The organism is Methylocystis sp. L43 (assembly GCF_015709525.1).
Taxonomy (GTDB): Bacteria; Pseudomonadota; Alphaproteobacteria; order Rhizobiales; family Beijerinckiaceae; genus Methylocystis.
Genome location: NZ_JADNRA010000035.1, coordinates 225,939 through 252,825 on the forward strand (window position 1 = coordinate 225,939; position 26,887 = coordinate 252,825).

The 26,887-nt window shown below is 62.9% G+C and carries 28 protein-coding genes and 1 tRNA gene; 15 read left to right on the forward strand and 14 right to left on the reverse strand.

Annotation, left to right across the window (positions count from 1 at the left end; all coding sequences use genetic code 11):
• Positions 1-21 precede the first annotated feature (21 nt).
• Positions 22-507, reverse strand: a complete 486-nt coding sequence (locus IYX23_RS17300) for a peroxiredoxin (protein WP_196394207.1) — start codon at positions 505-507, stop codon at positions 22-24.
• Between the two features lie 394 nt (positions 508-901).
• Between IYX23_RS17300 and IYX23_RS17305 the strand changes: the two genes are divergently transcribed.
• Complete coding sequence (locus IYX23_RS17305) at positions 902-1,204, forward strand: hypothetical protein (RefSeq protein ID WP_196394208.1); 303 nt, start codon at positions 902-904, stop codon at positions 1,202-1,204.
• A 121-nt stretch (positions 1,205-1,325) separates the two neighbouring features.
• Here IYX23_RS17305 and IYX23_RS17310 read toward each other — a convergent pair whose 3' ends face one another.
• Entirely contained in the window at positions 1,326-1,760 is a 435-nt protein-coding gene (locus tag IYX23_RS17310; RefSeq protein ID WP_196394209.1) for a heme-binding protein, read from the reverse strand.
• Between the two features lie 88 nt (positions 1,761-1,848).
• Positions 1,849-2,580 (reverse strand): TlpA disulfide reductase family protein, encoded by a 732-nt coding sequence (locus IYX23_RS17315; protein WP_196394210.1) that lies wholly within the window; start codon positions 2,578-2,580, stop codon positions 1,849-1,851.
• Positions 2,581-2,604: 24 nt separating this feature from the next.
• Between IYX23_RS17315 and argH the strand changes: the two genes are divergently transcribed.
• The 4 genes from argH to IYX23_RS17335 all read left to right on the forward strand — a co-directional run bounded on the left by argH (position 2,605) and on the right by IYX23_RS17335 (position 6,483).
• Positions 2,605-3,990 (forward strand): argininosuccinate lyase, encoded by a 1,386-nt coding sequence (gene argH, locus IYX23_RS17320; protein WP_196394211.1) that lies wholly within the window; start codon positions 2,605-2,607, stop codon positions 3,988-3,990.
• Complete coding sequence (locus IYX23_RS17325; protein WP_196394212.1) at positions 3,987-4,598, forward strand: thiamine phosphate synthase; 612 nt, start codon at positions 3,987-3,989, stop codon at positions 4,596-4,598. Before argH ends, IYX23_RS17325 begins: the two co-directional genes overlap by 4 nt.
• 110 nt (positions 4,599-4,708) lie before the next feature.
• Positions 4,709-5,587, forward strand: a complete 879-nt coding sequence (locus tag IYX23_RS17330) for a tetratricopeptide repeat protein (RefSeq protein WP_196394213.1) — start codon at positions 4,709-4,711, stop codon at positions 5,585-5,587.
• On the forward strand, positions 5,584-6,483 hold the full coding sequence (locus IYX23_RS17335; protein ID WP_196394214.1) for an alpha/beta hydrolase: 900 nt from the start codon (positions 5,584-5,586) through the stop codon (positions 6,481-6,483). The genes IYX23_RS17330 and IYX23_RS17335 overlap by 4 nt, the downstream gene beginning before the upstream one ends.
• A 26-nt stretch (positions 6,484-6,509) precedes the next feature.
• Here the strand turns inward: IYX23_RS17335 and IYX23_RS17340 are convergent, their stop codons facing one another.
• The 3 genes from IYX23_RS17340 to IYX23_RS17350 form a co-directional block, all read right to left on the reverse strand.
• Positions 6,510-6,941 carry a DUF2023 family protein gene (locus tag IYX23_RS17340; RefSeq protein ID WP_246716916.1) on the reverse strand — a complete coding sequence of 144 codons (432 nt, stop codon included), beginning with the start codon at positions 6,939-6,941 and terminating at the stop codon, positions 6,510-6,512.
• Positions 6,920-7,402 (reverse strand): flavodoxin FldA, encoded by a 483-nt coding sequence (gene fldA, locus IYX23_RS17345; RefSeq protein WP_196394215.1) that lies wholly within the window; start codon positions 7,400-7,402, stop codon positions 6,920-6,922. Before fldA ends, IYX23_RS17340 begins: the two co-directional genes overlap by 22 nt.
• 276 nt (positions 7,403-7,678) lie before the next feature.
• Positions 7,679-8,794: a M48 family metallopeptidase gene (locus IYX23_RS17350; protein ID WP_196394216.1), complete on the reverse strand. Its 1,116-nt coding sequence runs from the start codon at positions 8,792-8,794 to the stop codon at positions 7,679-7,681.
• Between the two features lie 380 nt (positions 8,795-9,174).
• On the opposite strand from IYX23_RS17350, the gene mutL reads away from it, so the two are divergent.
• The 6 genes from mutL to IYX23_RS17385 all read left to right on the forward strand — a co-directional run bounded on the left by mutL (position 9,175) and on the right by IYX23_RS17385 (position 16,349).
• Positions 9,175-10,953, forward strand: a complete 1,779-nt coding sequence (gene mutL, locus IYX23_RS17355) for a DNA mismatch repair endonuclease MutL (protein WP_196394217.1) — start codon at positions 9,175-9,177, stop codon at positions 10,951-10,953.
• Between the two features lie 149 nt (positions 10,954-11,102).
• On the forward strand, positions 11,103-11,558 hold the full coding sequence (gene msrB / locus IYX23_RS17360) for a peptide-methionine (R)-S-oxide reductase MsrB (RefSeq protein WP_196394333.1): 456 nt from the start codon (positions 11,103-11,105) through the stop codon (positions 11,556-11,558).
• An 11-nt stretch (positions 11,559-11,569) separates the two neighbouring features.
• Entirely contained in the window at positions 11,570-12,247 is a 678-nt protein-coding gene (msrA, locus tag IYX23_RS17365) for a peptide-methionine (S)-S-oxide reductase MsrA (RefSeq protein ID WP_196394218.1), read from the forward strand.
• A 389-nt stretch (positions 12,248-12,636) separates the two neighbouring features.
• A complete protein-coding gene (cysD, locus tag IYX23_RS17375) occupies positions 12,637-13,539 on the forward strand; it encodes a sulfate adenylyltransferase subunit CysD (protein WP_196394220.1) in 903 nt (300 codons plus the stop codon).
• Entirely contained in the window at positions 13,539-15,440 is a 1,902-nt protein-coding gene (gene cysN / locus IYX23_RS17380) for a sulfate adenylyltransferase subunit CysN (protein ID WP_196394221.1), read from the forward strand. The genes cysD and cysN overlap by 1 nt, the downstream gene beginning before the upstream one ends.
• Positions 15,441-15,530: 90 nt before the next feature.
• Positions 15,531-16,349 carry an ABC transporter permease gene (locus IYX23_RS17385; RefSeq protein ID WP_196394222.1) on the forward strand — a complete coding sequence of 273 codons (819 nt, stop codon included), beginning with the start codon at positions 15,531-15,533 and terminating at the stop codon, positions 16,347-16,349.
• Here the strand turns inward: IYX23_RS17385 and IYX23_RS17390 are convergent.
• Genes IYX23_RS17390 through IYX23_RS20325 form a run of 3 tightly spaced genes read right to left on the reverse strand, consistent with a single transcriptional unit; the run spans position 16,254 to position 18,730 of the window.
• A complete protein-coding gene (locus IYX23_RS17390) occupies positions 16,254-17,495 on the reverse strand; it encodes a GSCFA domain-containing protein (RefSeq protein WP_196394223.1) in 1,242 nt (413 codons plus the stop codon). The genes IYX23_RS17385 and IYX23_RS17390 overlap by 96 nt on opposite strands.
• The gene (locus IYX23_RS17395) at positions 17,492-18,262 is read right to left on the reverse strand and encodes a hypothetical protein (RefSeq protein ID WP_196394224.1); all 771 of its coding nucleotides are present in this window, start codon (positions 18,260-18,262) and stop codon (positions 17,492-17,494) included. Before IYX23_RS17395 ends, IYX23_RS17390 begins: the two co-directional genes overlap by 4 nt.
• Before the next feature lie 3 nt (positions 18,263-18,265).
• On the reverse strand, positions 18,266-18,730 hold the full coding sequence (locus tag IYX23_RS20325; protein ID WP_246716918.1) for a hypothetical protein: 465 nt from the start codon (positions 18,728-18,730) through the stop codon (positions 18,266-18,268).
• On the opposite strand from IYX23_RS20325, the gene IYX23_RS17405 reads away from it, so the two are divergent.
• Entirely contained in the window at positions 18,698-19,852 is a 1,155-nt protein-coding gene (locus tag IYX23_RS17405; protein WP_196394225.1) for a class I SAM-dependent methyltransferase, read from the forward strand. The two genes, IYX23_RS20325 and IYX23_RS17405, sit on opposite strands and share 33 nt — an antisense overlap.
• Positions 19,849-20,835, forward strand: coding sequence for a hypothetical protein (locus IYX23_RS17410; RefSeq protein WP_196394226.1), 987 nt, complete (start codon positions 19,849-19,851; stop codon positions 20,833-20,835). The genes IYX23_RS17405 and IYX23_RS17410 overlap by 4 nt, the downstream gene beginning before the upstream one ends.
• On the opposite strand, the gene IYX23_RS17415 is transcribed toward IYX23_RS17410, so the two are convergent.
• Together IYX23_RS17415 and IYX23_RS17420 are read right to left on the reverse strand one after the other, a co-directional pair.
• A complete protein-coding gene (locus IYX23_RS17415; protein WP_196394227.1) occupies positions 20,811-21,134 on the reverse strand; it encodes a hypothetical protein in 324 nt (107 codons plus the stop codon). The genes IYX23_RS17410 and IYX23_RS17415 overlap by 25 nt on opposite strands.
• 785 nt (positions 21,135-21,919) lie before the next feature.
• Positions 21,920-22,009: transfer RNA gene (locus IYX23_RS17420), tRNA-Ser, on the reverse strand.
• 310 nt (positions 22,010-22,319) lie between these two features.
• Between IYX23_RS17420 and IYX23_RS17425 the strand changes: the two genes are divergently transcribed.
• Both IYX23_RS17425 and IYX23_RS17430 read left to right on the forward strand, forming a co-directional pair.
• Positions 22,320-22,556, forward strand: a complete 237-nt coding sequence (locus tag IYX23_RS17425; RefSeq protein ID WP_196394228.1) for an AbrB/MazE/SpoVT family DNA-binding domain-containing protein — start codon at positions 22,320-22,322, stop codon at positions 22,554-22,556.
• A gap of 3 nt (positions 22,557-22,559) precedes the next feature.
• Positions 22,560-22,952, forward strand: a complete 393-nt coding sequence (locus tag IYX23_RS17430; RefSeq protein WP_196394229.1) for a PIN domain-containing protein — start codon at positions 22,560-22,562, stop codon at positions 22,950-22,952.
• Between the two features lie 13 nt (positions 22,953-22,965).
• On the opposite strand, the gene prfB is transcribed toward IYX23_RS17430, so the two are convergent.
• The 3 genes from prfB to IYX23_RS17445 all read right to left on the reverse strand — a co-directional run bounded on the left by prfB (position 22,966) and on the right by IYX23_RS17445 (position 26,853).
• Positions 22,966-24,094 (reverse strand): peptide chain release factor 2 gene (gene prfB / locus IYX23_RS17435; RefSeq protein WP_196394230.1). Its coding sequence is split into 2 segments (ribosomal slippage): positions 22,966-24,024 and positions 24,026-24,094, totalling 1,128 coding nucleotides; the frame shifts between segments, so codons are not numbered across the junction.
• A gap of 102 nt (positions 24,095-24,196) precedes the next feature.
• Positions 24,197-25,288: a CorA family divalent cation transporter gene (locus tag IYX23_RS17440; RefSeq protein ID WP_196394231.1), complete on the reverse strand. Its 1,092-nt coding sequence runs from the start codon at positions 25,286-25,288 to the stop codon at positions 24,197-24,199.
• Positions 25,289-25,356: 68 nt separating this feature from the next.
• Complete coding sequence (locus IYX23_RS17445) at positions 25,357-26,853, reverse strand: pyridoxal-dependent decarboxylase (protein WP_196394232.1); 1,497 nt, start codon at positions 26,851-26,853, stop codon at positions 25,357-25,359.
• Positions 26,854-26,887: the final 34 nt, after the last annotated feature.

Genomic DNA, 26,887 nt, shown 5'->3' on the forward strand with positions numbered 1-26,887 from the left:
GCGTTTCTTAAGAGGGAACGCCTAGAGATGGGCGAGCGTGGCTTCGGCCGTCGAGACCGTCGCTTCGCTCGAATTCTCCTCGACATTGATCCATTTGACGACGCCGTCGTCGACGAGCGCCGAATAGCGCTTGCCGCGCACGCCAAGCCCCGCGTCGGTCAGATCTAGTTCGACGCCGAGCGCTTTGGCGAAAGTCGCCGAACCGTCGGCGAGCGCGTCGATCTTGTCGCCGCCGCCCGACTCCTTCACCCAGGCGTCGAGCGCGAAAATGTCATTGACCGCCGTGACCGCCACGGCGTCCACGCCCTTGGATTTGATTTCATCCGCCTTGGCGATGAAGCCCGGCAGATGCTTCTTGTGGCAGGTCGGCGTATAGGCGCCGGGAACGCTGAAGAGCGCCACCCTGCGTCCCGCAAAATAGTCCTTCGTGGCGACCGGCTCCGGTCCATTCTTGCCCATGACGGTCAGCTTCACGTCGGGGAGTCGGTCTCCAGCTTTAATGGTCATGCACGATCTCGCTCTGATTTAGGTTAAGGCCCAGACTAGATAGCGCGCTTCCCGGCTTTGTGTCGCGTGCGCGGCGCAACTTGCTTGCAGCGCACTTGTGAGCTTCGCCGAGGCGAGGCAACATGCGCAAGTCGCCAGCGCAGACGATTCGTCTCTGGAGGACGGGCTAATGTCGGATTCTTCGAATGGAGGCGGCGGCGAGACCCCGCCTTCAGCATGGGTGTGGAGCCAGTATCGCGCCGTGTCTCCTGAGTCGTCTGGTTCACCTGCTCGACGCGCGCCGGTCCTCACAAAGAGGAGCGTGCAGACGCCGCCGCCGCGACCCGCATCCGATCCGCCGCCGCCACGACGCTCCGGCGCGGGTGGGGGAGGAGGCGGAGGGATCGCCTTCCTGGTGGCGCTCGCGATTTTAACGCTCGCCGCCGCGACGTGGTGGTTCGCCGCCTCGCGGTCGCAGCCTCCGGCAGCTCCCGATGCGCAGCCCGTCGAAGAGAGCGGCGCGCCGAGCGCGCCGCCGCCCGAACCCGAGGCCGCCGCGCCGCCGCCTGAATCCGCTGCGCCGTCTTCACCCCAGGAGGCCGCCCCATCGGCGCCGCCGCCAGCGCCAGTTGCGACGCCGGTTGAGCAGAGGGCGACGCCGAGCGCAACGACGGCCCCCGGCGCGAAGCGGAAAAAGCCGAAGAAAAAGCCTCGCTAGGAGCGCTTCCCGATCACATGGAATCATGTGATCGATAAGGAATCGCTCAATCAAAGTATTGGAGCAGGTTCTCATCGAAAAAGTCTGTCAACTTTTTCGGAATCTGCTCTAGGCGCCCGGCTCAGGTCCGCCAGGGATGCTCGGGGAGGTCGCAAACGCCGAGCGTCTCGACGCCCGCCTGCGCGACCGCATGATCATTCTCCACGGCCGAACCGCTGACGCCGATGGCGCCGATCATCACGCCGTCAGCGTCGACGATGGGAAGTCCCCCGGGAAAAGTGATGAGCCCGTCATTCGAGTGCTCGATGCCATAGAGCGGTCCGCCCGGTTGCGACAGCTTGCCGATCTGTCCGGTCGGCATGCCGAAGAAGACGGCGGTCTTCGCCTTTTTCATCGCAATGTCGATGCTGCCGACCCAGGCGTCGTCCATCCGCTCGAACGCCTTTAGAACGCCCCCCGAGTCGACGACGGCGATGCACATCTGAGTGCCGAGCTCGATGGCCTTGCGGCGCGCCGCGGCAATCGCTTTGTCCGCCTGTTCAATCGAAACATGCATTCGCCGATCTCCTTTTTTTAAAAAAACAGGCCCACGGCGCCCGATCGCCAAACCAAGCGGTCGTAGCCCGAGCCACCCGACTGCGCGATCAGTTCGAAGGCGTCTCGAGCGCGCGGGAGATCAGCGCCTTGGCGTCCGCGCTGTCCCAGGCGGCGGGACCGTTCATCAGCCCGATCTGGCAGCCGTCAGGGCCGATCAACGCCGTGGTGGGGAGGCCCAGCGCTTTGCCCGACTGCTTCATCTCGTAGAAGATGTTGGCCTTTGGATCACCATAATAGGTCAGCGACTTGACGCCGGTCTCAGCGAGAAACGCCTTCGCTCTTTCAAGACGGGTCGTATCAACATTGACGGCGACGACCTGGAAATTCTGCCCGGCGAAGGCCTCTTGCAGCCTGTCGAGCGCCGGCATCTCGGCGCGGCAGGGCACGCACCAGGTCGCCCAAATATTGAGGAGCGTCGTCTTGCCCTTGAAAGAGGCGAGCGAAACCGGGGCGCCGTCGGGTCCGTCAAAGGCGTAGTCCGGCATCGGCTCCGGCTTCGGCGCGACGATCATCGCCGCGACTTCGCCTTTCGCGAGATCCTTCACATTGGCGGCGATTTTTGCCGAGGCGGCGCATGCGGCGTCGCCCTCAGCCGGGGCGGCCGCGCTCTGCTGAGCCTCGCCGCCGGGGCCGACGCCTTCATCCACCGCGCGTTCAGGCGGTTTCTTGCCGCCCATGCTGCCGATCACGTATAGAAACGCCACGCTTGCCGCGATTGTTATCGAGGCCGCCTTCACGACAAGTAGGAAAGATCGCGGGGGCGGCGGCGGTTTGGCCATGAGGCGTGGGCTCCGAGGTTAAAAATGACGAGCAAGATATGGGGCGGGCGCTTCAAAAGCGCAACCGACGCGGTTCTGGAGGCGATCAATGTCTCGATCGAATTCGACAAGCGCCTCGGCCTGCAGGACGTCCGCGGCTCGCTCGCCCATGTCGCCATGCTCGGCGAAACGGGGATCGTGTCGCGCGACGACGCGGCGAAGATCGCCGATGGATTGGAGCGAGTCAAAGCGGAAATCGAGAACGAGCGCTTCGATTTTTCGCGCGCGCTCGAAGACATTCACATGAACGTCGAGTCGCGCCTTGCCGAGCTGATCGGCCCGACGGCGGGGCGCCTGCATACCGCACGCTCGCGCAACGACCAGGTGGCGACCGATTTTCGCCTTTACATCCGCGATCAGATCGACGCGCTCGACGCCGAACTCGCCGATCTGCAGCTGGCGCTTGCGACCCGCGCGCGGGAAGAGGCGGCAAGCGTCATGCCCGGCTTCACGCATCTGCAATCGGCGCAGCCGGTGACGCTCGGCCACCATCTGCTCGCCTATGTCGAAATGATCGCCCGTGATCGCGGTCGCCTTCGCGACGCCCGCGCGCGCCTGAACGAATGTCCGCTCGGCGCAGCGGCGCTGGCGGGGACGAGCTTTCCGATCGACCGCGCGATGACGGCGGGCGCGCTCGGCTTCGATCGGCCGACGGCGAATTCGCTCGATAGCGTCTCCGATCGCGACTTCGTTCTGGAGACGCTGAGCGCGGCGGCGATCTGCGCCACGCATCTGTCGCGCTTCGCCGAAGAGATCGTGCTTTGGACGACGCCGCAATTCGGCTTCATCGCGCTGTCCGATAAATTCACCACCGGCTCGTCTATCATGCCGCAAAAGCGCAATCCCGACGCCGCCGAACTCGCGCGCGGCAAATCGGGCCGCGTCATCGGCGCGCTGGTCGCGCTGCTCGTCGTCATGAAGGGCCTGCCGCTCGCCTATTCGAAGGACATGCAGGAGGATAAGGAAGGCGCCTTCGACGCGCTCGATACCTTATCGCTCTGCATCGCCGCCATCGCCGGCATGGTGCGCGACATGCGCATCGACCGGGCGCGGATGAAGACCGCGGCCGGCGCGGGCTATGCGACCGCGACCGATCTTGCCGATTGGCTGGTGCGGGCGCTGTCATTGCCGTTTCGTGAAGCGCACCATGTCACCGGCCGCATCGTCGCGCTCGCCGAAGCGCGCGGCGTGGGTCTTGAGGATTTGACGCTCGAGGAGATGCAGAGCGTCGAACCGCGGATCAACGCCGATGTTTGCGACGTGCTCGGCGTCGAGAAGTCGGTGCAGAGCCGCAAGAGCTTCGGCGGCACGGCGCCCGACAATGTGCGCGCCGCCGCGCAAGTCTGGCTCGACAGGTTGAAGGACAAATGAACGATATTACCGCACGACTCTACCTCGCGACCCCGCCGCTTGCCGACGCGGCGGCTTTCGCGCCTGCGCTCAATGAGGCGCTCGCGGCAGGCGACGTCGCGAGCCTGCTCATTCGTTTCGCCGATGCCGACGAACGCGGCCAGGAAGCGATCGTGCGCGCTCTGGCGCCCGGCGCGCAGGATAAAGGCGTCGCGGTCCTTGTCCAGGCGGCGCCCAATGTCGCGCTGCGCGCCGGCGCCGACGGCGTCCATGTCTCGGGCTGCAGCGAGGATCTTGCCGACGCCATCAAGAAACTGTCGCCCCGCTATATCGTCGGCGCCGGAGATATCGAGACGCGCGACGACGCCATGCGCGCGGGCGAGTTGAGCGCCGACTATGTGATGTTTTCGGATCTTGACCGCGACGCGCTCGTTGAGCGCGTCGGCTGGTGGGCGGAGCTTTTCAACACGCCCTGCGTCGCTCGCGCGGAATCGCTCGACGACGTCGCGCCGCTGGTTCAGGCGGGCGCCGATTTTGTGCGGCTCGACGACGCCGTCTGGAGCGACGCGCGCGGTCCGGCGGCGGCGGTGGCGGAGGCGCAGGCGAGGCTTAAGGGAGCAGGCGCATGACTCAAAGCCGTCCTCGTCCCTCAGGGAGGACCGCGTCATTGCGAGGCGCACCGCGCCGAAGCAATCCAGGAGCCGAACGATGCCTGCTTGATTGCTTCGCTTCGCTCGCAATGACGGCGTTTATCGCAAGTTGCATGCTCTTTCTCGCGCCCGCCGCCCGCGCCGCCAATGATGCGCCGCCCGCGCCAGACTTGGCCTTCGGCGCCTATCAGCGCGGAGATTATCTGGTCGCGATGAAGGAGGCCAAGAAGCGCATCGCCGCCAATCCGAAGGATGCGGCCGCGCTCACTCTCGTCGGCCAGCTTTACCTCGAAGGCGCGGGCGTGGGTCGCGACCTGTCCACCGCAATGGGATGGTTCAAGCGGGGCGCCGACGCCGGCGATAAAGAAGCGGCGTATCTCTATGGCGCTGCGGCGCTAAATGGCGCCGGCGCGCCAAAGAACCGCGCCGTCGCCCGCGCCTATCTGGAAAAGGCCGCGGCGCAGGATCATCCCGCCGCCCTCCATCTGATCGGGGAACTCGCCCTCGAAAATGAGGGCGCGCCGTCCGACTTCGGCAGAGCGTTTGACTATTTCCGCCGCGCCGCGGCGAAGGGGGACGCGGATTCGCTCTACGCGCTTGGCGTGCTCTACAAGACCGGCAGAGGCGTTCCGAAGGACGAGCGGGAAGCCGCGGAATGGTTCAGGCGCGGCGCCGAGCTGGACTTCGCGCCGGCGATGGTCGAGTTCGCCGTTCTCCAGTTCAATGGCGTCGGCGTGCCGCGCGACCGCGCCGCCGCCGTGCAATGGTTTCGCAAAGCGGCGGCGAAAGGCAACGCCGTGGCGCAAAACCGTCTCGCGCATATCCTCGCCGAAGGCCTCGGGGTCGAGGCCAATCTCGCCGAGGCGCGCGAGTGGCGCGACAAGTCGCGCGAAGCCGGGTTGAACGATCCCTCGCTCGATTATCTCTCGAGCACGTCCGCGCCGGCGAAGCCGACCGCCGTAAAATGAGCGCCGGCGGCGCGAGCGCGGCGACGCGGCGGACCGTCGCCTTCCTTCGCCGTTTCGTTAAGCCGCGCATCTTGGCGTCGACGGCGCCTTTGCGCGGCCTCCAGCGGCTCGTCGAAACTCTGTCTCCCGAACGGCGCGCGCCTTTCGCGGCACAGATTCCTGGCGATTGGACTCCTGCTTCAGGCAGCGCGATTGCAACGCTGTTCTATCTTCACGGCGGCGCTTTTCTCATCGGGTCGCCGCGGCTTTTTCGCTACGCTTCGCGCCTATTCGCGCGCGCGGACTTCGACGTCTTCGCGCCAGCCTATCGGCTCGCGCCGGAGCATGTCTTTCCCGCCGCGCTCGAAGATGTCTTGCGCGCCTATCGGACCTTCACCGAGGCGCGGCCGGGCCCCTTCGTCATCGTCGGCGATTCGGCTGGCGGCGGGCTTGCGGTCTCGCTCTTGCTGCGCATCCGCGATGAGGGCTTACGGCCGCCCGTCGCCGCGGCGCTGTCCTCGCCCTGGGTCGATCTCGCCGCGACCGGCGCCTCGATGCGCGAGAATGAAGAACGTGACCCCCTGTTCACGCGCAAGGACATTCTGCTCGGCGCCCGCGCCGTGCTGGGACGCCAAAGCGGCAGAAATCCACTTGCTTCGCCGATCTACGCCGATCTTTCCGGGCTGCCGCCGCTGCTCGTTCATGTCGGCGCGGACGAAGTGCTGAGAGACGATTCGACGCGGCTCGTCGCGCGCGCGCGGCAGGCGGGAGTCGACGCGCAGCTCGAGATCTGGCCTTGCGTGCCGCACGCCTGGCAGCTGATGAGCTTTCTCCCCGAAGCGCGCGACTCGCGGGCGAAAGCGATCGAATTTTTGAAGGCGCGGGTCGCTCAGGCGCCCTCCAATGCGGCCGGCTGATCAAACGTGGCGCCGGCGCAATCCCCTCATTCGGCGGCCAGAGGCAGATCCTCCGGCATGCCCCGACCCGAACGCGTGAGAAAGCGGCGGCACTGCTGCTCGCGATCGTAGCCGAGCAGCGTGCCAAGCATGAAGTCTTCCTCCGCCGTGAGCGCGTTGAGCGGACGCGTGACGATGGAACGCGCCACGGCGACGTAGGCGGGCCGGCCAAAGAAGAGGTTCACCTTGAACTGATTGAGCTCCTGGACGAAGTGATGGATGCCTTGCCTTTCCAACTTGCCGAGCGTCACTTCCAGTTCCCGACGGCTGAGGGTCATCAGAAACAGGCCGCGAACGCCCCTTCCGTATTCATAGATGTTGTGATGAAAGAGCCGCAGCACCGGCGCAGCATCGGCACAGCGACAGCGCGTCGACAGGGGCTGAACGCTCTCGTCCATCAAAGTAACTGGCTCAGCCATGCGGTCACTCTTTTTTCAGTCATGCCGGACTGGGTGTCCTGGTCGAGGGCGAGGCCCACGAACTTGCCATCCCGATCGGCGGTGGAGCCGACATAGTCATAGCCGGACGTCTCGGTGAAGCCGATCACCTGCGCCCCGAGCGCCGAGACCTCATCATAGAGGATGCCCATCGCGTCCACGAAGGAGAGTGGATAGGTCTGCTGGTCGCCAGTGCCGAACAAGGCGACTTTTTTGCCCTTCAGGTCGGCGCTGCGCAGCTTGTCGATGTTCTCTTCCCAGTCCGTTTGTAAGGTGCCGTCGCCATAGGTCGGAGAACCCAGGATCAGCAAATGACAATTTTCGAAGTCGTCGGTCGTAGCGTCCTTGATATCCACAGACCGCCCCTGGCATTTCCTTGAAATTTTTGAAGCAACCCCCTTCGTCGCGCCGCCGTCGGAACCGAAGATGACCGTGATGCTCATGCCCGCGCCTCTTCCGCGAATTGGACGATGAAGTCAGCGGTTAAGCCAAGAAAAGCCCAAAGAGCCGCTCTAAGTAAGCACACGCTGCTGATGACCCGTGTATAGCGGAAATCTATTGATCATAAAATAAATATATATTGGAATGTGTGTAATTATATATAGTCTTACTTTGTATTTATTGTAATTACGAAGCACAGTCTCATGGCTGACGATCGAAGATCGGCGTCGCCGAAGAGACGGCGCTCATGAAGCTTCGATCGTCGAGGCGCGCGCTGATCAGCGCCTGGCGCTGCCCCACGGACCACGCGGCCAGAGCGGATGGCGTCCGTCCTTGGGCAGGAAGGCGGCCTCGTCCTCGCGCGGCGCATCGATCGCCTCGCGTTCTTCTCCTAACGCGGCGACCGACACGTCCCGGCCGCCGCCGAATTCGACGAGGGCCGCAACGCGCGCGTCGACGCTCGGATGGGTCGCAAGCCAGCCGAACTCCGGATGCAGCGCTGGCGATTCGATGAAGAAATACTGCATGCGCGAGGGCATGTTCGGAATCGCCGCATGCGCTTCGATCTTGCGCAGCGCCGAGATCATCGCGTCTGGGTTCTTCGTCAGTTCGACGCTGCCGGCGTCGGCGAGGAATTCGCGCGAGCGTGACAGCGCGAAGCGGATCAGCACGGAGGCGCCCCAGCTCAGCGCGATGATGAACAGGGCGATGAGAATGGCGAGCGCCGCGCCGCCATTGCCTCTTCGGCCATTGTCGCTTTCGGGGCGATGCGGCGAGAAGCCGAAAGGAAAATCCCAGCGGCGGATCGTCAGATCGGCGACGAAGGCGAAAATGCCGGCGAAAATCACGGCGACAACGAGAAGCTGAACGTCACGGTTGCGAATATGGGTCAATTCATGCGCGAGGACCGCCTCGAGCTCGGCGTCGGTCAAATACCGCGTCAGACCGCGGGTCACCGCGATCTTGTACTGTCCCTCTTTGAGCCCGGATGCGTAGGCATTGAGCGCGTCGCTCTCGATGAGCTGCAGGGCGGGAATCGGGACGCCGCGGGAGATGCAGAGATTTTCGAGCAGATTGTAGACGCGCGGCGATTCGGCGCGCGACAGGTTCGCGGCCCCGGTGGCGAAGTCGATCATCTTCTGATGGAAGAGATAGGCGATGACGAACCAGACGCCCGCCGCGACGACGCCGATCGGCCAGCCGCGTTTCAGATCATCGACGGCGAGCGCCAGGATGTAATCGAAAGGCGCGCCGGGCCTCGCGCTCATCGCCTCGATCAGCAGCGCGAAGGAGAACATCAGCGCAAGAAGCAGAACGACGAAGCCCGCGAGCAGAAAGGCCGAGCGCAGTTCGTTGGCGCGAATGTGGGAGTAAAGGCCGTAGGCTTTGAACATTGCTACCTTCTCCCCCCGTTAGAGGGTCAAGCGTCAAGCTTGCCAATAATATAAGGAAAAAATTCGTGATCTGATTAATAAAATCAAGCTAACGTCTGATACAACAGATATTCCATTAGACAGAAATAAAATGAAGCATTTGGAGCACTGGTCGTCGATGCGGCTGATATCGTCGGCAGGGTCGAAAAGAAGCTTCGGGTTAAGCTAAAACAATTCCGCGCAGACGGGCTGCGGTGAACCCAATCCGGCGCCAGCGCGGCGGCTTCGGCTTTCGGCTTCGCTCCCAGAGGCGCCTCGCACCTCGCAGCGTCCCTCATAGCGATTGTTCCGCCAAAGCCGCTATAATCCACAGAACCCTGGCCTACTGAGCCGATTCACCCATGTCTATTCGCCGTCTCGATCCCATCCTCGTCGATCGCATCGCCGCCGGCGAAGTGGTCGAGCGGCCGGCGTCCGCCGTCAAGGAGCTCGTCGAGAATGCGCTCGACGCCGGCGCGACGCGCATCGACGTCGCGGTCGAACACGGCGGCAAGGGACTCATCCGCGTCATCGACGACGGAAGCGGCATGGACGAGCGCGACCTGGCGCTCGCCGTCGAGCGCCATGCGACGTCCAAGATCCCCGATGGCGATCTGACCAATATCGCCACGCTCGGCTTTCGCGGCGAGGCGCTGCCCTCGATCGCCGCGGTCGCGGACCTGACGATCGACACGCGGGCGATGGGCGCCCCGCACGGCTTTTCGATCCGGGTCGACGCCGGCGAGAAGCGCGGACTCTCCGCCTCGAATTGGCCGCGCGGGACCAAGATCGAAGCGCGCGCGCTGTTCGCCGCGACGCCTGCGCGTCTTAAATTCTTGAAGACCGAGCGCACCGAGACCGCGGCGATCGTCGATGTCGTCAAGCGACTCGCCATGGCCCATCCGCAGGCGCGGTTCTCGCTTTCCGCCGACAGCGGCGCGCTCTTCGATTATGCCGCCTGCGGCGACGATCAGGCGCGGCGCATTTTCCAGATTCTTGGCGAAGAGTTCGCCGCCAACGCCTTTGAACTCGACGCCGAGCGCGAAGGCGTGCGCCTTTCGGGCCTTGCCGGCCTGCCGACCTACAGTCGCGGCAACGCCCAGATGCAATATGTCTACGTCAATGGGAGGCCGGTGCGCGACAAGCTCTTCGCCGGCGCCATTCGCGCCGCCTATCTCGATTTCTTGAGTTCCGACCGCCATCCCGTCGCCGCGCTCTTCATCGACTGCGACCCACGCAGCGTCGACGTCAATGTGCATCCGGCCAAGGCGGAAGTGCGCTTCGCCGATCCGGGGCTCGTGCGCGGCCTCGTCGTCGGCGCGTTGAAGCAGGCGCTTGCCGCGAAGAGCCATCGCAGCGCCGATACAAACGCGCGCGCGGCGATCGACGCTTTGACGCGTGGCGATGGCGTCCAATATCGCGCGCCGGCGCCGGCGAACTGGAGCCTGCCGCGCTCGCCTTACGCGCCCGCCGGCTTCGAAGATCAGCCGCAGGCCGCTTTCGAAGCCGGCGCGCCGATGGCCGATTCGCGCGCGCATGATACGCCGGCGCAGGAGCACGAGTCGCCGCTCGGCGCCGCGCGGGCGCAGCTGCACGAAACCTACATCATCGCCCAGACGCAGGACGGTCTCGTCATCGTCGACCAGCACGCAGCGCATGAACGCATCGTCTACGAGAAGCTCAAACGCCAGCGCGAGCAGGCCGGCGTCGCGCGACAGATGCTGCTGATCCCCGCCGTTGTCGACCTCGATGAGTCGCGCATGAACGCGCTTGCGCCGGCGCTGGACGAACTTGCGGCATTCGGTCTGGCGCTTGAGCGGTTCGGCCCCGGCGCCATGCTGGTGCGCGAGACCCCGGCGCTGCTCGGCGAGGTGGACTGCAAGCGTCTCGTGGAGGACATCGCCGACATCTTGGCGGAGGAAGGCGACGCGCGCGGACTTTCGCGCCGGCTCGATCACGTGCTCGCGACCTGCGCCTGCCATCATTCGGTCAGGGCGGGCAGGCGGCTTTCGGCGCCCGAGATGAATGCGCTGCTGCGCGAGATGGAAACGACGCCCGGGGCCGCTCAATGCAATCACGGCCGGCCTACCTATATTGAGCTTAAGCTCGCCGACATCGAAAAGCTCTTCGGACGCCGGTAAAAGAGAAATTTCTTTGCGGCGCCGTAACGTTTTCCGGCTCGCGGGCGAATAGGAGAGCGAGACCGCAGGAGCCGATCTTGAACCGTCGCAGCCTTCTCTCAAGCGCCGTCTTTCTGGCCTTCACTCGGAAGGCGCATGCCGCCGCCGAAATGGTCGAGATCGAAACATTCGACCCGAACGGCAGGAGCCTCGGTCTTTCGCGCGTCGAAAAAATCGTCAAGACCGATGCGCAATGGCGCGCGCAACTAACGCCGCTCGCCTTCGAGGTCACGCGCAAGGACGGCACGGAGCGCGCGTTCACTGGACCCAACTGGGACAATCACGCCGACGGCCTCTATCGCTGCGTCTGCTGCGATACGGCGCTGTTCGACTCAAAAACAAAGTATGAGTCGGGCACTGGCTGGCCGAGCTTCTTTGCGCCGATTTCCAAGGCCAATGTTATGGAAAGCGCCGACATGTCGTTCGGCATGAGGCGCGTCGCCGTTTCCTGCAAGCGTTGCGATGCGCATCTCGGCCATGTCTTCACCGACGGACCCAAGCCGACGGGGCTGCGCTACTGCATGAACGGCGTCGCGCTGCGTTTCATCGGGCGCGGACAAGCGTAGGAGAGATCGCCATGAGATTCACCGCCGCTGTTCTCGTCGCCGCGCTGATCATTTTCGCTTCCTTGCGCGGGGAAGCCGCTGAGCGCGCAATTGTTCTGCCTGCGCCCACTTACGATCCGCCGGCCACGAGCAGCCAGGAACAGAAGCTTGTCGTCGCCGGCGGCTGCTTTTGGGGCATGCAAGGCGTGTTTCAGCGCGTCAAGGGCGTCTCGCGCGCCGTATCCGGCTACGCCGGCGGCGCCAAGGAGACGGCGCGCTACGAAAAAGTTTCGCGGGGCGACTCCGGCCACGCGGAGTCAGTCGAAGTCACTTACGATCCGAAGATCGTGAGTCTTGGAGAACTGCTGCGCGTCTATTTTTCCGTCGCGCATGATCCGACGCAGCTTAACCGCCAGGGTCCTGACGCAGGCGCGCAATATCGTTCGACGATTTTCGTGGCGAACGCCGACCAGGAAAAGGCTGCGCGCAATTATATTGCGCAGCTGTCTGAATCGAAGGCCTTCTCGGCGCCGATCGTCACGACGCTCGAACCGCTCAGGGCGTTCTACCCGGCGGAGCCCTATCATCAAGATTATCTCGTCCGCCATCCTGCGCAGCCTTACATCGTCTACAATGACCTGCCGAAGATCGACGATCTCAAGCGTCTTTTTCCGACGCTCTATCGCGAACGTCCGGCGCTGACCAACTGATCCGCCAAAGATGCGCGGCGGGCGCGCTCAGGCGGCCGTCGGAAAGAGAGGGATCTCTCGTAGAAATTCGCTGAGGTCGACGCCCTATAGAGGTAGCCGGGCATGCTGACTGTGTCGGCCGCTGCGATGTCGCTCTCCTTATCGCCGATCAGAAAGCTTCTCGAGCGATCCACGCGCCATTTGTCGAGAAGATCAAGCAGCATCCAGGCGAAGGTTTGCGCATGATCGATTCACGACGATAGGCCGGGACTGTCGCATCAACGTGGTAGGGGCGCGGCGATGCGCTGCGCGTCGCCGGCGGCTCAAGCGAGCCTTATCCTAGATATACCATATTTTTGACTCCTTTGACGACTAACACTATGAGATCATTTCTTTATTTTTGAGGAAGAATGTCCCTCACGCCCCATCTTCGCCGGCTCGAAGCCGAGGCGGTTTTCATTTTACGAGAAGCGGTGGCCGAGTTCCGGCGTCCGGTGATGCTCTATTCGATCGGCAAGGATTCGAGCGTGATGTTGCATCTCGCGCTCAAAGCCTTCTATCCGGCCAAGCCGCCATTCCCGTTGTTGCATGTCGACACCACGTGGAAATTTCGCGAAATGATTACGTTCCGCGACCAAACCGCGGCGCACCTCGAAATGGAATTGATCGTTCATACGAATGAAGACGGGCGAAAGCGCGGCGTCTCGCCTTTCACATGCTCCTCATCCGCATACACGCAAGCAATGAAAACCGAGGCGCTCAGACAGGCGCTGAACGAAGGCGGATTCGACGCGGCTTTCGGCGGCGCGCGTCGCGACGAGGAGAAAAGTCGTGCGAAGGAGCGCATCTTCTCGCATCGAACTGCTTCCCACGGTTGGGACCCCAAGACTCAGCGCCCCGAACTTTGGCGGATTTTCAACACTCGTTTGGGAGCCGGCGAGACCATGCGGATCTTTCCGCTGTCGAATTGGACCGAGACCGACGTCTGGGACTACATCGCTGCGGAAAACATCCCGGTCGTGCCTCTTTATCTCGCAAAGGAACGGCCAGTCGTTCGACGCAACGGCGCTTACATCATGGTCGACGATGAAAGGTTTCCACTGGCGCCAGATGAAGTGGTCGAATCGCGGCGCGTGCGCTTTCGAACGCTGGGTTGCTACCCGCTGACGGGAGCGATCGAATCCGAGGCGGATACGCTGGAGGCGATCATCGCGGAAATGCGACAGGCCTCGACCTCTGAACGTCAGGGCAGGCTGATCGATTTCGATGAGTCTGCGTCCATGGAGCGAAAGAAGCGCGAGGGCTATTTCTGATGACCGCCCCCTTTATCGCCGATGCGGAAATCCTCGCAAAAGCCCAGCCCAGCCGGCCGCGGCCCACATTGCGGGTGTTGACCTGCGGATCGGTCGACGACGGCAAGTCGACGCTCGTCGGGCGTCTGCTCTATGAACGTCAGCTGATCTTCGACGATCAACTTGCCGCTCTGCGCAGCGACTCGCTGCGGCACGGCACTTTGGGCGAGGAGATCGATTTCGCCTTGCTTGTCGACGGACTTGAGGCCGAACGCGAGCAAGGCATCACGATCGATGTCGCTTACCGCTATTTCTCCACCCCGGCGCGATCGTTCATCTTGGCCGACGCGCCTGGTCATGAGCAATATACGCGCAACATGGCGACGGGAGCCTCGAACGCCGAGTTAGCCATACTGCTCGTCGACGCCCGGAAGGGTCTGCTGACGCAGACGCGGCGACATGCGACGATCGCCTCTCTCCTTGGCGTCCGGCACATCGTGCTCGCCGTCAATAAAATGGATCTTGTTGATTACAATCAAGCCGTGTTCGAAAGAATCGTTGGCGAATTTGAAAGCGTCGCCGCCTCGCTCGCCTTTCGCTCCGTCGAAGCAATTCCCATCTCCGCCCGCTATGGGGAAAATGTCGTCGCCGGCTCGGCGAATATGCCGTGGCGTGACGGCCCCAGTCTCTTGACCTATCTCGAAAACGCCGACGTCGAGACGGATGGCGGCGATGCGCCGCTGCGGCTGCCGGTGCAATGGGTCAATCGCCGAAGCGACGCCTTCCGCGGCTTCGCCGGCGCAATCGCTTCCGGCCGAATTCAGGTCGGCGATGAAATCGTGGCGGCGGCCTCCGGACGGAAAACCAAGATCGCGCGCATTGTCGCCATGGGCGGAGACCTGTTCAGCGCCGCTGCGCCGGACTCGGTCATGGTGACCTTCGCCGACGAAATCGACGCGTCTCGCGGCGACGTTCTCTGCCATCCGACGAACCGCCCGAACGTCGCCGACCAATTCGCCGCGCATCTTATTTGGATGAGCGACGACAGCCTTCTGCCTGGTCGTTCCTACCTGATGAAGATCAACGGCCGGTCTCTTGCCGCGAGCGTAACAGAGATCAAGCACAAGCTCGATGTCGACACTGGCGCAAAGAGCGCCGCCAAGACGCTGAGCCTCAATGAGATCGGCTTTTGCAACATCGCCGCCGCCGCGCCCGTGGCGTTCGACTCCTACGATGAAAACCGCACGACAGGCGCGTTCATCCTGATCGACCGCTTCAGCAATGCGACGGCCGCCGCAGGGATCATCGCCTTTCCTCTGCGCCGCGCGACGAACATTCATCTACAGGAGCAATCCGTCTCAAAGGCGACGCGCGCGCGTCTCAAACATCAGACGCCTGCTGTCCTATGGTTTACCGGGCTTTCCGGCGCGGGAAAATCGACGATCGCCAATCTCGTCGAATCAAAGCTTGTCGAACGTCACGCCCATACGCTGATGCTCGACGGCGACAATGTGCGGCACGGCCTCAACAAGGACCTCGGCTTTACCGAAGCGGACCGGGTCGAAAACATCCGTCGGGTGGGAGAAGTCGCGAAACTGATGGTCGACGCGGGCCTGATCGTGCTTTGCGCCTTCATCTCCCCCTTCCGCGCTGAACGGCGCATGGTGCGCTCGCTCGTCGGAGAACAGGAATTCATCGAGATCTTCATCGACGCGCCGCTCGATGTGTGCAAGGAGCGGGATCCCAAGGGCTTGTATAAGCGCGCGCTCGCCGGCGAGATCAAAAATTTTACCGGCGTCGATCAGCCGTATGAAACTCCGGAATCTCCCGAACTGAAGCTCAGTTCGGCGGAGCGCTCCGCCGAAGCTATTGCTGACCAGATTATCGCTTATCTCGAGGCAAATGGAATGCTGAGCGTATAGCGCGTCGCAAGGCGTCGCTCAGGTCGGCGTCTTTATTCCGCCTAGCTCCTCTGTCTTTTGTCCTTCGCTGCGCACGTGAGAGCAAAAATAATGAAGCTAGTTCTCGACTCGCTCGTTCGGGATCGCTGGATGAATGTCGTCAAGAAGATCGCGGAATTTCGCCGGATCATTGGCGCGGTTCTAATTCAAGATATGCGCTCGCGCTACGGGCACAGCCATATCGGTTATTTGATCGCGATCGCGTGGCCCCTGACGCACATCGGCGCGGTTACGGTCGCCTACATACTCAGAATTGGGATTGCGCCGGTTGGCGATAGCCCAACGACATTTGTTGGCACTGGCATCGTCCCATATATTCTGTGCCTTTATCCGGCGCGCTTGCTCGCGATGGCGATTCCGCAGAACCGACAATTACTGAATATCCCCCTCATAACCCCGCTCCATCTCATCTTCAGTCGCAGCATCCTTGAGACGCTCAACGCCGTGATCGTACTCGCGCTGTTTATGGCAGTCGTCACCCTGTTCGATATTGATATATTGCCCACAGATACCGCCGAGGCCTCGAAAGCAATTGGCGCCGCGGTATTTCTGGGGATCGGGCTTGGTTTTTTCAACGTCGTCATGTGCGCGCTCGTGGGGAATTACTTTTTGGTGTTCTTCATTCTCACTATGCTCGTCCTCTATCTGTTTTCAGGGGTCTATATGCCGCGGACGGCGATGCCCGAAAGCATTCGGGAATACATGGTGTATAATCCTCTGCTACATCTCGTGGAATGGCTGCGCTCCGCTTACTATGCGAGCTACGATGCCGAGCTAATCAACAAGTCCATGATTTTGTGGGTCGGCGGCATTAGCCTCACGCTCGGGCTCATCGGCGAGCGGTTCCTGCGGGGCAAATTCTTTTCCTGACTCGTTTTGCGGCGCCGCCTCAACTTCGGCCTGCTCGGCGTCGCTCGGCGATGCTTCGATTCGCTCCAGCGCGAGAGCCTCTTCGTCGCACATGAGGCGCATCGCGGCGGCGATAGGATCTTCGGCCGAGGCCGTGCGCGCCGGGGCGAACGCGCGCAGCGCGCCGCGCAAGGCTTCGCCGGCAGGGTTACGCTTGATGAAGTGCCGTTCAAACACGCGCATGACATGCGCCACGCCTTCCGGCGTGACGCTGCGCCTGTCTGGTGCGAAATAATCGGTCGGCGCGTAGCCGCCAGCGACAATTTCATAAGAAGGAAAATAGGCGACCTGACCGAGCGTGCGCGAAAGCATATCGCACGCGACGCGCAGCGCCGATTTCGAATACATCGTCGACATCAGGACATGACGCTGCTCGGCGGTGGCGACGAGCGGCACGGGCGAGACGGTCAAAATGACTCTTGCGCCGGGATTGACCGCGCGCAGACGCGCGATGAAGGCGGCCATGTCGGCGACGACGTCGTCGACGCCAAGGTTAACGAATTCGTGGCGCGCGGGAGAGTAATCGCCGCCGGCGACGCCTGGGCAGAGCGGAAAGGCTGCGCCATCTTCGCGCGAACGCCAGAGCTCCGTCAGCCCCAATGTGAACACGAAGACGTCGAGAGTCTCGAACGCCTTGCGCACCGCTTCGAAATGACGTTCCCGATCATAGTCGAGTTCGCGGATCGAGTTGAATCCGCCCGGCTGGATTTGCGGCCGAAACGGATCGATCACATGCGCGGCGCCTTCCGGCCAGTAGTTCTCCTTTGGCGTGAACCGCCCATAGGCCCGATCGAAGAGCTGCAGCAGCTGCCGGCTCGTGTAGATATTGCCGTAGCGCGCCGTATAGAGTCCGTAATTAAGGGCGTCGGCAGCCTGCTGACCGATGAAACAATGCGGCGACTCGGTAATGAGATAATTGCAGCCGCTCGACTTCAAATAACGGCCGATGTGCTGCGCGAAGCAGCTCCCGGCAGTCGCGATTTTTTCGCGAAGGCCGAGCCGGAAAGGCGCCTCCACGACGGGATCGAGTTCGCCGGGGGCGACATCGGCGACCGCGCGGCGCCACAGGGCGTAGTCGGGACGTTTCGAATAGGGATGCGTCGTCATTGGCGTCCATCACTCAGCCGCGACTCGATCAGCTCTGCGGCCCTTTGGATCATCCGTCGACCAAAGAGCGCATTCGCGTGAGAGGCGTCGGCGCCCCAAACAACCTCCGCCAACACGCCCGACGGCGCAATGAACTCCGCCGGAACGGCTGCAAAGAGAATATCTGCTCGCGCGCAGACTTCGCGATAGAGCACAGACTGCGTACGCCACATCTTATAGCGAAAGATTTCGCCCGACAGTTTTCGCGGATCGAATGCTTTACGAAAAAACTCCTGCGGACATTCGATGATGCGCGAATTGGGAAGAGGCGGCGGCGGCTCGAGGCAAACCATCGGCGCCGTCGTCTCGTCTCGGATCGCTTCGATGGTCGCAAGGGTCGGCGCCATTTTTTCCCGCAACGTTTCGCGAATGGCGGCTTCGGGCAGCACGACGGCGCCAGGTTCAAGATCGAGTTCGGGCTCCGCGCCGAGGATAAAGTCGAAGCGCTCTTTGGGCTGCGTCACCGAAAGAGCGATATGCTCGTTGCCGCCGACCGACAACACGACGCCAGCCGGCCGCTCCTCATCGAGGATTTGGCGAAGACGAAGATTGAGGCGCGAAGCGTCGCCCTCCTGGGCCAAGATCGGCGTGATCTCGGGATCGTAGAGATAGAGGAATCGCGAAGCGAGCGGCGCGCCGCCAAATCGAAATGCTTCGTGCTGCAGCTCGTAACATCCTTTGGCGATCGCCACGATGTGACTGTGGCCAAGTCCCAGAATCTTGCTCATTCTTCAGCCCGAAGACGTTTCACTTGCGTCGCTGGCGCGCAGCTCGACGCCAAGAGGTTCGCCTGGATGAATCGGCCCGGAGATCTGGCGCGCTATCGAGACGACGACATATCGGCGCGCGCCTGCTGCGATGGCGCGCCCGATGATTTCCGCGCCGTCCGCGCCCATCGCAAAGGGGGCGCGAATAGCAAGCATCGAACGACCTTTGTAGCCGTAGCGATAGAACGCCTCGACCGCGATTGGCGCTTCGCCCGCGTTGGCGATCTCACCCTGACCAGATTGCATGTCGATATCCGAAACTTTTTTGATCAAATCATCGCCCCTACTTCGCCACGGAGCTTTGTCGATTGAAAAGCAGATCGCGTGTTTTCCTGTACTGCCGTTTGTGCTAACCATCCGAGGGGGGTGGCTATTGAATAGCATTTCGCCGTCAGCATGAATAATCCCTTTCAGTCGGCGGCGCTGCAAGAGACGCCGACGCCGCAAACCTTCGACGAAAAGGCCTATCTCGCCGTCAACCCCGACGTCGCCGAGGCCGTTCGCCTCGGCAAAATCGGCTCGGGCTGGAGGCATTTCAAAAAATTCGGCCATATTGAGGGCCGCCGGCAGAAGGTCGCTGATGACGAGCCCGCGACGCCGGAGAATTTCGACGAGGAGCGCTATCTGGCGGCGAACCCGGACGTGCGAAAGTCGGTCGAGCTTGGTCAGTTTGTCTCGGGCCGCGCGCATTTCGATCAGCTTGGTCGCGCCCAGGCAAGACGCCAGCAGCGCATGAGCGACATCCCTGCCATTCGCGCACGAAAGCTCAGCGCGGTGCGACCGCTACTGCTCGAGCCCGAAACGCCGCTATCGGGTTCGGGCAAATTCGTGTTTTCGGATGAACCCTCGCGTCAGGGGCAAGACGCCACCGAGGATATGCCGATCAGCGAAAACGGCTATGACGATGAAACAGTCGAACTGATCGAGCGCCACGCCGACGGCTTGATCCTCGACGTCGGCGCGGGCTACCGTCCGGTGTATTATAGCAATGTCGTCAACTTCGAAATGATGGATTATGCAACGACCGATGTGGTCGGCCTTGCGCATCGACTGCCCTTTAAGAATGACGCCTTCGACGGCGTCATCTCGATCGCGGTTTTGGAGCATGTGAAGGATCCGTTTCGCTGCGCCGCCGAAATCGCGCGCGTGCTCAAGCCGGGCGGATGGCTGAAGTGCTGCGTGCCGTTTCTGCAGCCTCTGCATGGCTATCCGCATCACTATTTCAATATGACGCATGAAGGACTGCGTACGCTTTTCGAGGGGCATTTGACCATTGAACGGCAGGAGGTCACCAATCCGACGCACCCGATCTGGGCGATCGCCTGGCAGCTGCGCTCCTGGTCGCAAGGTCTTTCGCCCCGCGCGCGCAAACAATTCTTGCGCACGCGCGTTGAAGATCTGATCGCCTATCCCGGACCGCTGCTCGAAAAGCCGTGGGCGCGGGAATTGTCCCGCGAGAAGCTGTTCGAACTCGCCGCCGCGACCATCCTTTACGCGCGCAAGCCCGCGCCGGACTCCACGGCGAGCCCCACCACGACGGCCGCACCGTGACCGAACTCATCGTTCATGAAGGTCACGACGGCTGGCTGTTCCTCACGGGCGGAACGAATTTCGTCACGACGCTCTATGAGCGCGACGGCGGCCATCTGCCGGACGTCAACCTGCGCCGGTGGCGAGACGCCATCAGAGAGCGGAAGCAACGTTGCCAGGCGCTCGGCGTCGCCTACGCCCATCTCGTCGCGCCGGAAAAGCTGACGATCTACGGGCACAAACAAGCGACGCCGCTCGTCGATGTCGATCTCGCGCCAGCGATCCGCCTGCAACAGCTCTTCGAAGGCGGCGCGCGCGCAGCCGGATGGGTCGATCTCGTTTGGCCCATGCGCGAGCGGCGCGACGAGATTGAACTCTACTGGCGCAGCGACACGCATTGGACGCCGGACGGCAGCCTGCTCGCCTATCAACTCTTATGCGACGCGCTGCAGCTGACGCCGAATGCGGACCTTGTGAACCGGCCCTGCAACACGATTCATAAAATCATGGATCTCGGCGGCAAATTCGATCCTCCGCGCTGGGAGCAGATTCGTGAAATCAATTGGATCGCCGGCGCGCAACGCGTTTACGCCAATGCCGTCGTGCGCATCCTCGAAGATCCTGTTCACGGCGGCGACATCCATGTCGGCGCGCATGCGATCTACAGGAACGAGGCGGCGCCCAATAACGTGCGGATTTTGCTGTTTGGCGATTCTTTCGCCGGCGTCGGGCCTGACCGTCTGACGGCGCAGCTCGCCGAAACGGCGCGCGAACTTGTCTTTGTCTGGTCAGCCAATGTCGATTGGCGGCTCGTCAAGCGCGTGAAGCCCGATATCGTCATCACCGAAATCGCCGAGCGCTACATGGCGCTTGCGCCGAACGACCGCTTCAATCTGCGGCGCATAGAGCTTGCGCAGCTCTTCAAGGCGCGGCGCCGCGAAGCCGCAGCCTGGTGGCGCCGCCTTCGCGCGCAATGGGGTCAACGCGCAAAGAAGGGCGCATAGGCGTCGAGCGCTCTGCGCCAGTCGTCGGGGTCGCGGATCAAATCGGCCAGGGCCGCGCCGCGTCGCGTCAGGCGGCGAAACAACCAGTCGCGCTCACGATAGACGCCGGGACCTTCGATGAAATTCAAGTCGGCGAGCGAATCGAGCGCGGCGATGATCTCTGGCCGCGACCTGTGCAGGATCTGCGCGAGTTCGCCGACGGCGACGAAGATCGGCTCTGGCGGCGAGCGCTGGACATCGTCCAGCGCCAGCAGCAGCGCCCTTAGTGCTTCAAACTCGCCGCCATCGATTCGAGTCATTTCAGATGCCCGGCAAGAGCAGTCGAGCGAAGCTACAGTTTCTTAGCTGTCAGGTCGAGTGGAGGTTAGTTCTAAGTCTCGGCACTCTTCTTCGCTTGCTATCCAAGGCGAACATCCAACATATTGGACTCCCCCCCAAGCGCGTCTGGATCAACGCCTGTTTCACGGCTGCAGCGAATCTCGATCACGGGCGTCAGCTACGAGAGCGGTCTTTCAGTCTGTTCCGGGAGCAACTTGCAAAAAAGCGCCTGTAACGAGGAATATCGAATGAGAAAGATTGTCGTCTTCACATGCTGCGCGTTCGCCGCGATGTCGTCGCCTGCGATCGGAAAGCCGGCGACTATTTCCGCCGTAGACGCAGTTCTTTCGCGGCGGACTCCAGCTGCGCGTAAAGCAGAAATCAACCGTCAAATCGCAAGAGCGTGCAATATTTCGCTCTCGAAGTCCGATCTCCGCCGCGCGTCCGCCTTGATTGAAAGGAACAGAAAAAAGGGCTCCGCATGGATTGCCCGTCGGATCAACAATAGCCAGTTGAGCGACGTGTGCGGCTGATAGGGGTATATGTACAAGGCGCCGCCAAGACAGATATCCATGTGAGTCGGCTGCGCGCTATTGATTGACACCACGCCTGGGCGTGGTGTGGAGGGACATCTCGTTGGGGCCGAGCACAGGCCTGAAGCTAGACTGACAACCGCCGCAATTCGAAAACCAATCGGGACGTCGATTATGCCGGCTATCTTCAGCTGCGCCGGTTAGTCTGAATTTTCAACTATTATCGGTGTGAATGGCGGAGAGGGAGGGATTTGAACCCCCGATACGGTTGCCCGTATGCCGCATTTCGAGTGCGGTGCTTTCAACCACTCAGCCACCTCTCCGCGGCTCATGCGTGGCGTGTCGCAGATAGCACGCGCTCGCCCGAGGGATCAAGCGCGAGCTGTCTGCACGCATGCAACTAAATTTCCTCGGCCATGCGCAAAGAGGATGTATGCGTTTGCGTGTGCTCGAAATCGATCGCCACGCGCTGCGCCTCCAGGCGCGCGATTGGGCCCTGGCGGGCGGGTCAAATGGCTGGCTTTCGGCCTCGCCCCTTCTCAACGGTGAGACGGGACTGTCCGGCTTTCGAGGCCGGTCCTAAAAGTATATACAAAGATTGACAGAATGCGGCCGCCTTGGCAGACTGATGACATGAGCTCCACGCGCATTTTCAAATCGGGCAACAGCCTCGCGGTGAGGCTGCCGCGCGGAATCGCCTTTGATGAAGGCGCCGAAGTCGTCGTGCGGCGGCAAGGCGGAAGTCTCGTGGTGACGCCGGCGCGGCTCGATATGGCCGAACTCGTCGCGCGGCTCAAGGCCGCGCCGCCGCCGGCACCGATCGGGCGCCCCGAGTTCAAGCCGCCCAAGCGGCTGTTCGACGCCCGCTAGCGCATGGCGCGCTACCTCCTCGACACCAATATCGTCATCGCCGCTGCGCTCGGCCTTCCCGGCGTGCTCGATCGGCTCTCTGCGCTCGAGATCGGCGACGTGGCGGTCTCGGCGATCAGTCTCGCCGAAACGCGCGCCGCCGCAGCCGCCGCCGAACATAACGGGCGGCTCGCGGAAAATATCGCGCTGCTCGCCGAAAATCTGGACGTGCTGCCCTTCGACCGCGGCGCCGCCGACGCCTATGAGGCGCTGCTCCGCAAAGTAGACCCGAAGCGCCGCCGCACGCTGGATCGAATGATCGCCGCGCAGGCGCTTGATCTCCGCCTCACGCTGATCGCGGCGAACACTGAGGATTTCGATGATATCCCCGGCCTTACGGTCGAGAAATGGGCGTGAGCGCAGCTATCAGCTACTCGACGTCCTCGACGCTCTCTGGACCGCCGTATATTCGCTGGGCGAGAGAGGCTTGCATGAAGTCGTCGAGCTCGCCGTCGAGAACGTCGGAAGGCGTCCCCGACGTGAAGCCGGAGCGCAGATCCTTCACCAGCTGATAGGGCTGCAGCACATAGCTGCGGATCTGATGGCCCCACCCGATCTCGGTCTTTGAGGCCGCCACCTTATTGGCTTCGGCCTCGCGCATCTCGAGTTCGCGTTCATAGAGCCTTGCGCGCAGCATGTTCCAGGCGGTGGCGCGGTTCTTGTGCTGCGAGCGCTCTGCCTGACAGGCGACGACGATGCCGGTCGGAATATGGGTGATGCGGATCGCCGAGTCGGTCGTATTGACGTGCTGGCCGCCGGCGCCTGACGATCTATATGTATCTATACGACAATCGGATTCATTGACGTTCACCTCGATCCGGTCGTCGACCACCGGATAGACCCACACCGAGGCGAAGCTGGTATGGCGGCGGGCGTTGGAGTCGAACGGCGAAATCCGCACCAGGCGATGCACGCCGGACTCGGTCTTCGCCCAGCCATGGGCGTTATGGCCCTTGACGAGCAGCGTGCCCGACTTGATGCCCGCCTCTTCGCCCGGCGTCTCCTCGATCACCTCGACCTTGAATTTGTGCCGCTCGCCCCAGCGGGCGTACATGCGAAACAGCATGCGCGCCCAGTCCTGGCTCTCGGTGCCCCCGGCGCCGGAATGAACCTCGATGAAGGTGTCATTGGCGTCGGCCTCGCCGGAAAACAGCGCCTCGGTCTGGCGGGCGCGCACCATCTTGAGGATGGTTTTCAGCGCCTCGACGCCCTCTTTTTCGGTCTCCGCGTCGCCCTCGGACTCGCCAAGCTCGACAAGCGTCAGCGCGTCTTCGAGCTCACGCTCGAGGCTTGAGAGCGCTCCCATCTGCTCTTCGAGCTGGGTGCGCTCGCGCATCAATTTTTGCGCGGCTTCGGGATCGTTCCAGAGTTCCGGATCTTCCGCCCGGACGTTCAGTTCGGCGAGGCGCCGTTGCGAGGCGTCGACGTCAAAGATGCCTCCTCAGCAGTCCGATGGACTGCTCGATGTCGGCTTTCAGCGCAAGCGGTTCGGCGCGCATGGTTTTCCCAGGTTGCACTCGGCGGGCGGTCTCGCCCCTGTCGGCGCGGAAACTAGGGGGCGCGCGCACGCCTGTAAACCCCCGCAACTCTCGAAACGAGCGTCAAAAACTCCTGTCCGCCGGCCGGTCGTCCCGACGCTCCGGCGCGGCCGGGCGCTGGTCCTCGCTCTCCGGCGCGCCGGCAAGTCCCCAGCGGCGCATAAGGAAAAGCGCCGTCGCTGAGGCGAGCACGCAGAGAATCGTCGCGTAAAACGTGCCGTTCTCGTCCTCCGCGAACAGCAGATTCTTGGTGTTCATGCCAAAATAGCCGGTGACGAAGGTCGCCGGCAGCAGCAGCATCGTCGTCACCGTCAAAGCATAGAGCCGATCGTTGGTCTCCAGGCTGAGGATGGCGTTGAGCTCGTCCTGCAGGAGACGGGCGCGCTCCTGAAGGCTCGTGACGTCCTGAGTCAGCGCGCCGGCGTGTTGAATGAGCCTTGCCGCGGCGTCGCGCAGATCATTGTCCCGCTGTTCGTCGGCCTCCTCCTCGATCGTTTCGAGGCGCGCCACCGTCGACGACAGGCCGCTGATCTGGCGCGCCAGACGCACGGCGTCGCGCCGCGCGGCGCTGAGCGCCGGCCGCGCCTGGCGGCCGCGCTGATCGATGATGCGGTCCTCGACGCGATCGAAGGCCGCGCCGAGTTCGGCGGCTTTGCGCGCCAGCCCGTCGATCAGCGCATCCGTCAGCATTTCGAACAGATCGATCGGCGAGGTGAGACGCGCGCCGCGATTGATGGCGATGTGCGCCGCCTCGACGCTGTCCATCGGCAGCCGTCGCGCGCTGATGAAAAAGCTTGCGCCAGCGGCGAAGCGCACAAAGTCGGTGCGCGAGGTAGGCCCGCCGAGATCGCGCTCATAGTCGAGCAGCGCGCCGCTGACCATCCCTTCCGAATATTCGAGATGCTGGTGGTCGACGGGATCGCACAGCGAATCGCGCGCATCTTCGGAAAGCGCCGCGATGCGCGCCAGCAGCGGGCGTGTGCGCACGTCGGCGAGATCCATGTGCAGCCACACGAATCCCTCGCGCGGCGCGCCGATACTTTCGAAGTCTTCGGCCGTTCCGGGCTCGGCCTCGCCCGCGTGGTTGAACCGCACGAACCAAAGACATCCGGGAATGTCGGCGCGCGGCGCTTGTGCGAGGAGGTCTATGCTCATGGCGGCGCTCATGGGAAGGCGCAAAGAAAGAACAGGTCGATTGATAACAGCCTTACGACGCTTGTGGGTCAATCCTCCGAGAGCCGGGTCTTCCCCGGCCCGTGCGGTTCGATCAGCGCGGCGAAATCATGCGGCTCCTTGCGGGCGCGCCGAAGCGCGGCGTCGAGAAACTCGGTGAAGGCGTCGATATCGCGCGCTTCGGTCCGGTGGTTGATGATCGCGGCGCGGATCGCCGGGACCCCGTCGAGGATCGTCAGCGACGGCGCCGCCTCGCCGCGCTCATGCAGCTCCATGACGATTTCGCGCGCCAGCGAACCGTCCGCATCGTCCTTGACGCCGAAGCAGACGATGTTGAGCGTCACCGGCGCGCGCAGCGCGAAAGCGTCCGATTGCGCGATCCACGCCTCGAGCCGCTTCGCCATGCGGCAGGTCTGCTCGATACATTGGCCCAAACGCTTGGCGCCGAAGGTTTCGATGGTGAACCAGGTCTTGAGCGCACGAAAGCTGCGCGACAGGTCGGGGCCGAGATCGCAAGGCCAGGTGTCGCCCGCCGCGAGGCCGCGCGGCGCGCGGGTCAAATAGGCGGCGTTGGCCGCGAAGGCGCGCTTATGGGCCGCCTTGTCGCGCACCAGGAAGAAGCCGGCGTCATAGGGGACGTGCAGCCATTTATGGAAGTCGAAGGCGACGCTGTCGGCGCGCTCCAGCCCCTTGACCAACGGCTTGAGCGCCGGCGAGAGCGCCGCCAGCGCGCCGAACGCCCCATCGACATGGAACCACAAATCCTCGGTGTGCGCGACGTCGGCGAGCCGGTCGAGCGGATCGATCGCGCCGGTGTCGACCGTGCCCGCGGTGCCGACGATCAGAAACGGCCTGAAGCCCGCCGCGCGGTCGGCGGCGATGGCGCGGCGAAGATCGCGCACTTTCATTGCGCGCCGCTCGTCCGAAGGAATGAGGCGCAGATGCCGCGCCCCAAGCCCGGCAAGCTCCATCGCCTGGCGCACGCAATTATGCGCTTCGCGCGACGCATAGGCGATGAGCTGGCCCGGAAGCGCGCAGAGCCCGTTAAGCCGCACGTCCTTATCGCCATAGGCCTGGTCGCGCGCGACGAGCAGGCACAGGAAGTTGGCGATCGAGGTTCCGGTGACGAAAACGCCGCTCGCGTCGGACGGAAAGCCGAAAGCCTGCGCCATCCAGGCGGCGATCTGGCGCTCGACATCGATGGCGATGTGATTGCGACCGCCGCAGTTCGAGTTCATGCCGGCGGCGAGCATTTCGGCGATCATGCCAGCCGGCGTGCCCGCGCCCTGGGCCCAGCCCATGAACATCGGATGGGTGTTGCCGGTCGCGAATGGCTTGATATAGCGGTCGAAATCCTCGAGCACGGCGGAGAACTCGCGGCCTTCTTGCGGAAGGTCGCGTTTGAAGCGGGCCCGGGCCTCTTCGCTTGGCTCGATCCAGACCGGGCGCTCGCGCAGATCGCGCAGATTGTCGAGCATCATATCGAGCGCGCGATGGCTCTCGGCGCGAAATTCGTCCCAGTTTTCGGGGTCGAGATTTACCGGCATGTCTAGAGCCTCGCGCGCCGGCGGCTCGGTGGAG

Excerpts from the sequence above, each read along its gene's own strand:
- IYX23_RS17350 (WP_196394216.1), bottom strand. The coding sequence starts at position 8,794 with ATGTTCAAAGCCTACGGCCTTTACTCCCACATTCGCGCCAACGAACTG.
- IYX23_RS17300 (WP_196394207.1), bottom strand. The coding sequence starts at position 507 with ATGACCATTAAAGCTGGAGACCGACTCCCCGACGTGAAGCTGACCGTC.
- IYX23_RS17315 (WP_196394210.1), bottom strand. The coding sequence starts at position 2,580 with ATGGCCAAACCGCCGCCGCCCCCGCGATCTTTCCTACTTGTCGTGAAG.
- IYX23_RS17390 (WP_196394223.1), bottom strand. The coding sequence starts at position 17,495 with ATGACGACGCATCCCTATTCGAAACGTCCCGACTACGCCCTGTGGCGC.
- IYX23_RS17445 (WP_196394232.1), bottom strand. The coding sequence starts at position 26,853 with ATGCCGGTAAATCTCGACCCCGAAAACTGGGACGAATTTCGCGCCGAG.
- cysD (WP_196394220.1), top strand. The coding sequence starts at position 12,637 with ATGTCCCTCACGCCCCATCTTCGCCGGCTCGAAGCCGAGGCGGTTTTC.
- IYX23_RS17330 (WP_196394213.1), top strand. The coding sequence starts at position 4,709 with ATGACGGCGTTTATCGCAAGTTGCATGCTCTTTCTCGCGCCCGCCGCC.
- fldA (WP_196394215.1), bottom strand. The coding sequence starts at position 7,402 with ATGAGCATCACGGTCATCTTCGGTTCCGACGGCGGCGCGACGAAGGGG.
- IYX23_RS17310 (WP_196394209.1), bottom strand. The coding sequence starts at position 1,760 with ATGCATGTTTCGATTGAACAGGCGGACAAAGCGATTGCCGCGGCGCGC.
- IYX23_RS17425 (WP_196394228.1), top strand. The coding sequence starts at position 22,320 with ATGAGCTCCACGCGCATTTTCAAATCGGGCAACAGCCTCGCGGTGAGG.
- IYX23_RS17440 (WP_196394231.1), bottom strand. The coding sequence starts at position 25,288 with ATGAGCATAGACCTCCTCGCACAAGCGCCGCGCGCCGACATTCCCGGA.
- IYX23_RS17340 (WP_246716916.1), bottom strand. The coding sequence starts at position 6,941 with ATGGCTGAGCCAGTTACTTTGATGGACGAGAGCGTTCAGCCCCTGTCG.
- IYX23_RS17405 (WP_196394225.1), top strand. The coding sequence starts at position 18,698 with ATGAATAATCCCTTTCAGTCGGCGGCGCTGCAAGAGACGCCGACGCCG.
- IYX23_RS17415 (WP_196394227.1), bottom strand. The coding sequence starts at position 21,134 with ATGACTCGAATCGATGGCGGCGAGTTTGAAGCACTAAGGGCGCTGCTG.
- cysN (WP_196394221.1), top strand. The coding sequence starts at position 13,539 with ATGACCGCCCCCTTTATCGCCGATGCGGAAATCCTCGCAAAAGCCCAG.
- mutL (WP_196394217.1), top strand. The coding sequence starts at position 9,175 with ATGTCTATTCGCCGTCTCGATCCCATCCTCGTCGATCGCATCGCCGCC.
- IYX23_RS17430 (WP_196394229.1), top strand. The coding sequence starts at position 22,560 with ATGGCGCGCTACCTCCTCGACACCAATATCGTCATCGCCGCTGCGCTC.
- argH (WP_196394211.1), top strand. The coding sequence starts at position 2,605 with ATGACGAGCAAGATATGGGGCGGGCGCTTCAAAAGCGCAACCGACGCG.
- msrB (WP_196394333.1), top strand. The coding sequence starts at position 11,103 with ATGGTCGAGATCGAAACATTCGACCCGAACGGCAGGAGCCTCGGTCTT.
- IYX23_RS17335 (WP_196394214.1), top strand. The coding sequence starts at position 5,584 with ATGAGCGCCGGCGGCGCGAGCGCGGCGACGCGGCGGACCGTCGCCTTC.
- IYX23_RS17325 (WP_196394212.1), top strand. The coding sequence starts at position 3,987 with ATGAACGATATTACCGCACGACTCTACCTCGCGACCCCGCCGCTTGCC.
- IYX23_RS17385 (WP_196394222.1), top strand. The coding sequence starts at position 15,531 with ATGAAGCTAGTTCTCGACTCGCTCGTTCGGGATCGCTGGATGAATGTC.
- IYX23_RS17395 (WP_196394224.1), bottom strand. The coding sequence starts at position 18,262 with ATGAGCAAGATTCTGGGACTTGGCCACAGTCACATCGTGGCGATCGCC.
- msrA (WP_196394218.1), top strand. The coding sequence starts at position 11,570 with ATGAGATTCACCGCCGCTGTTCTCGTCGCCGCGCTGATCATTTTCGCT.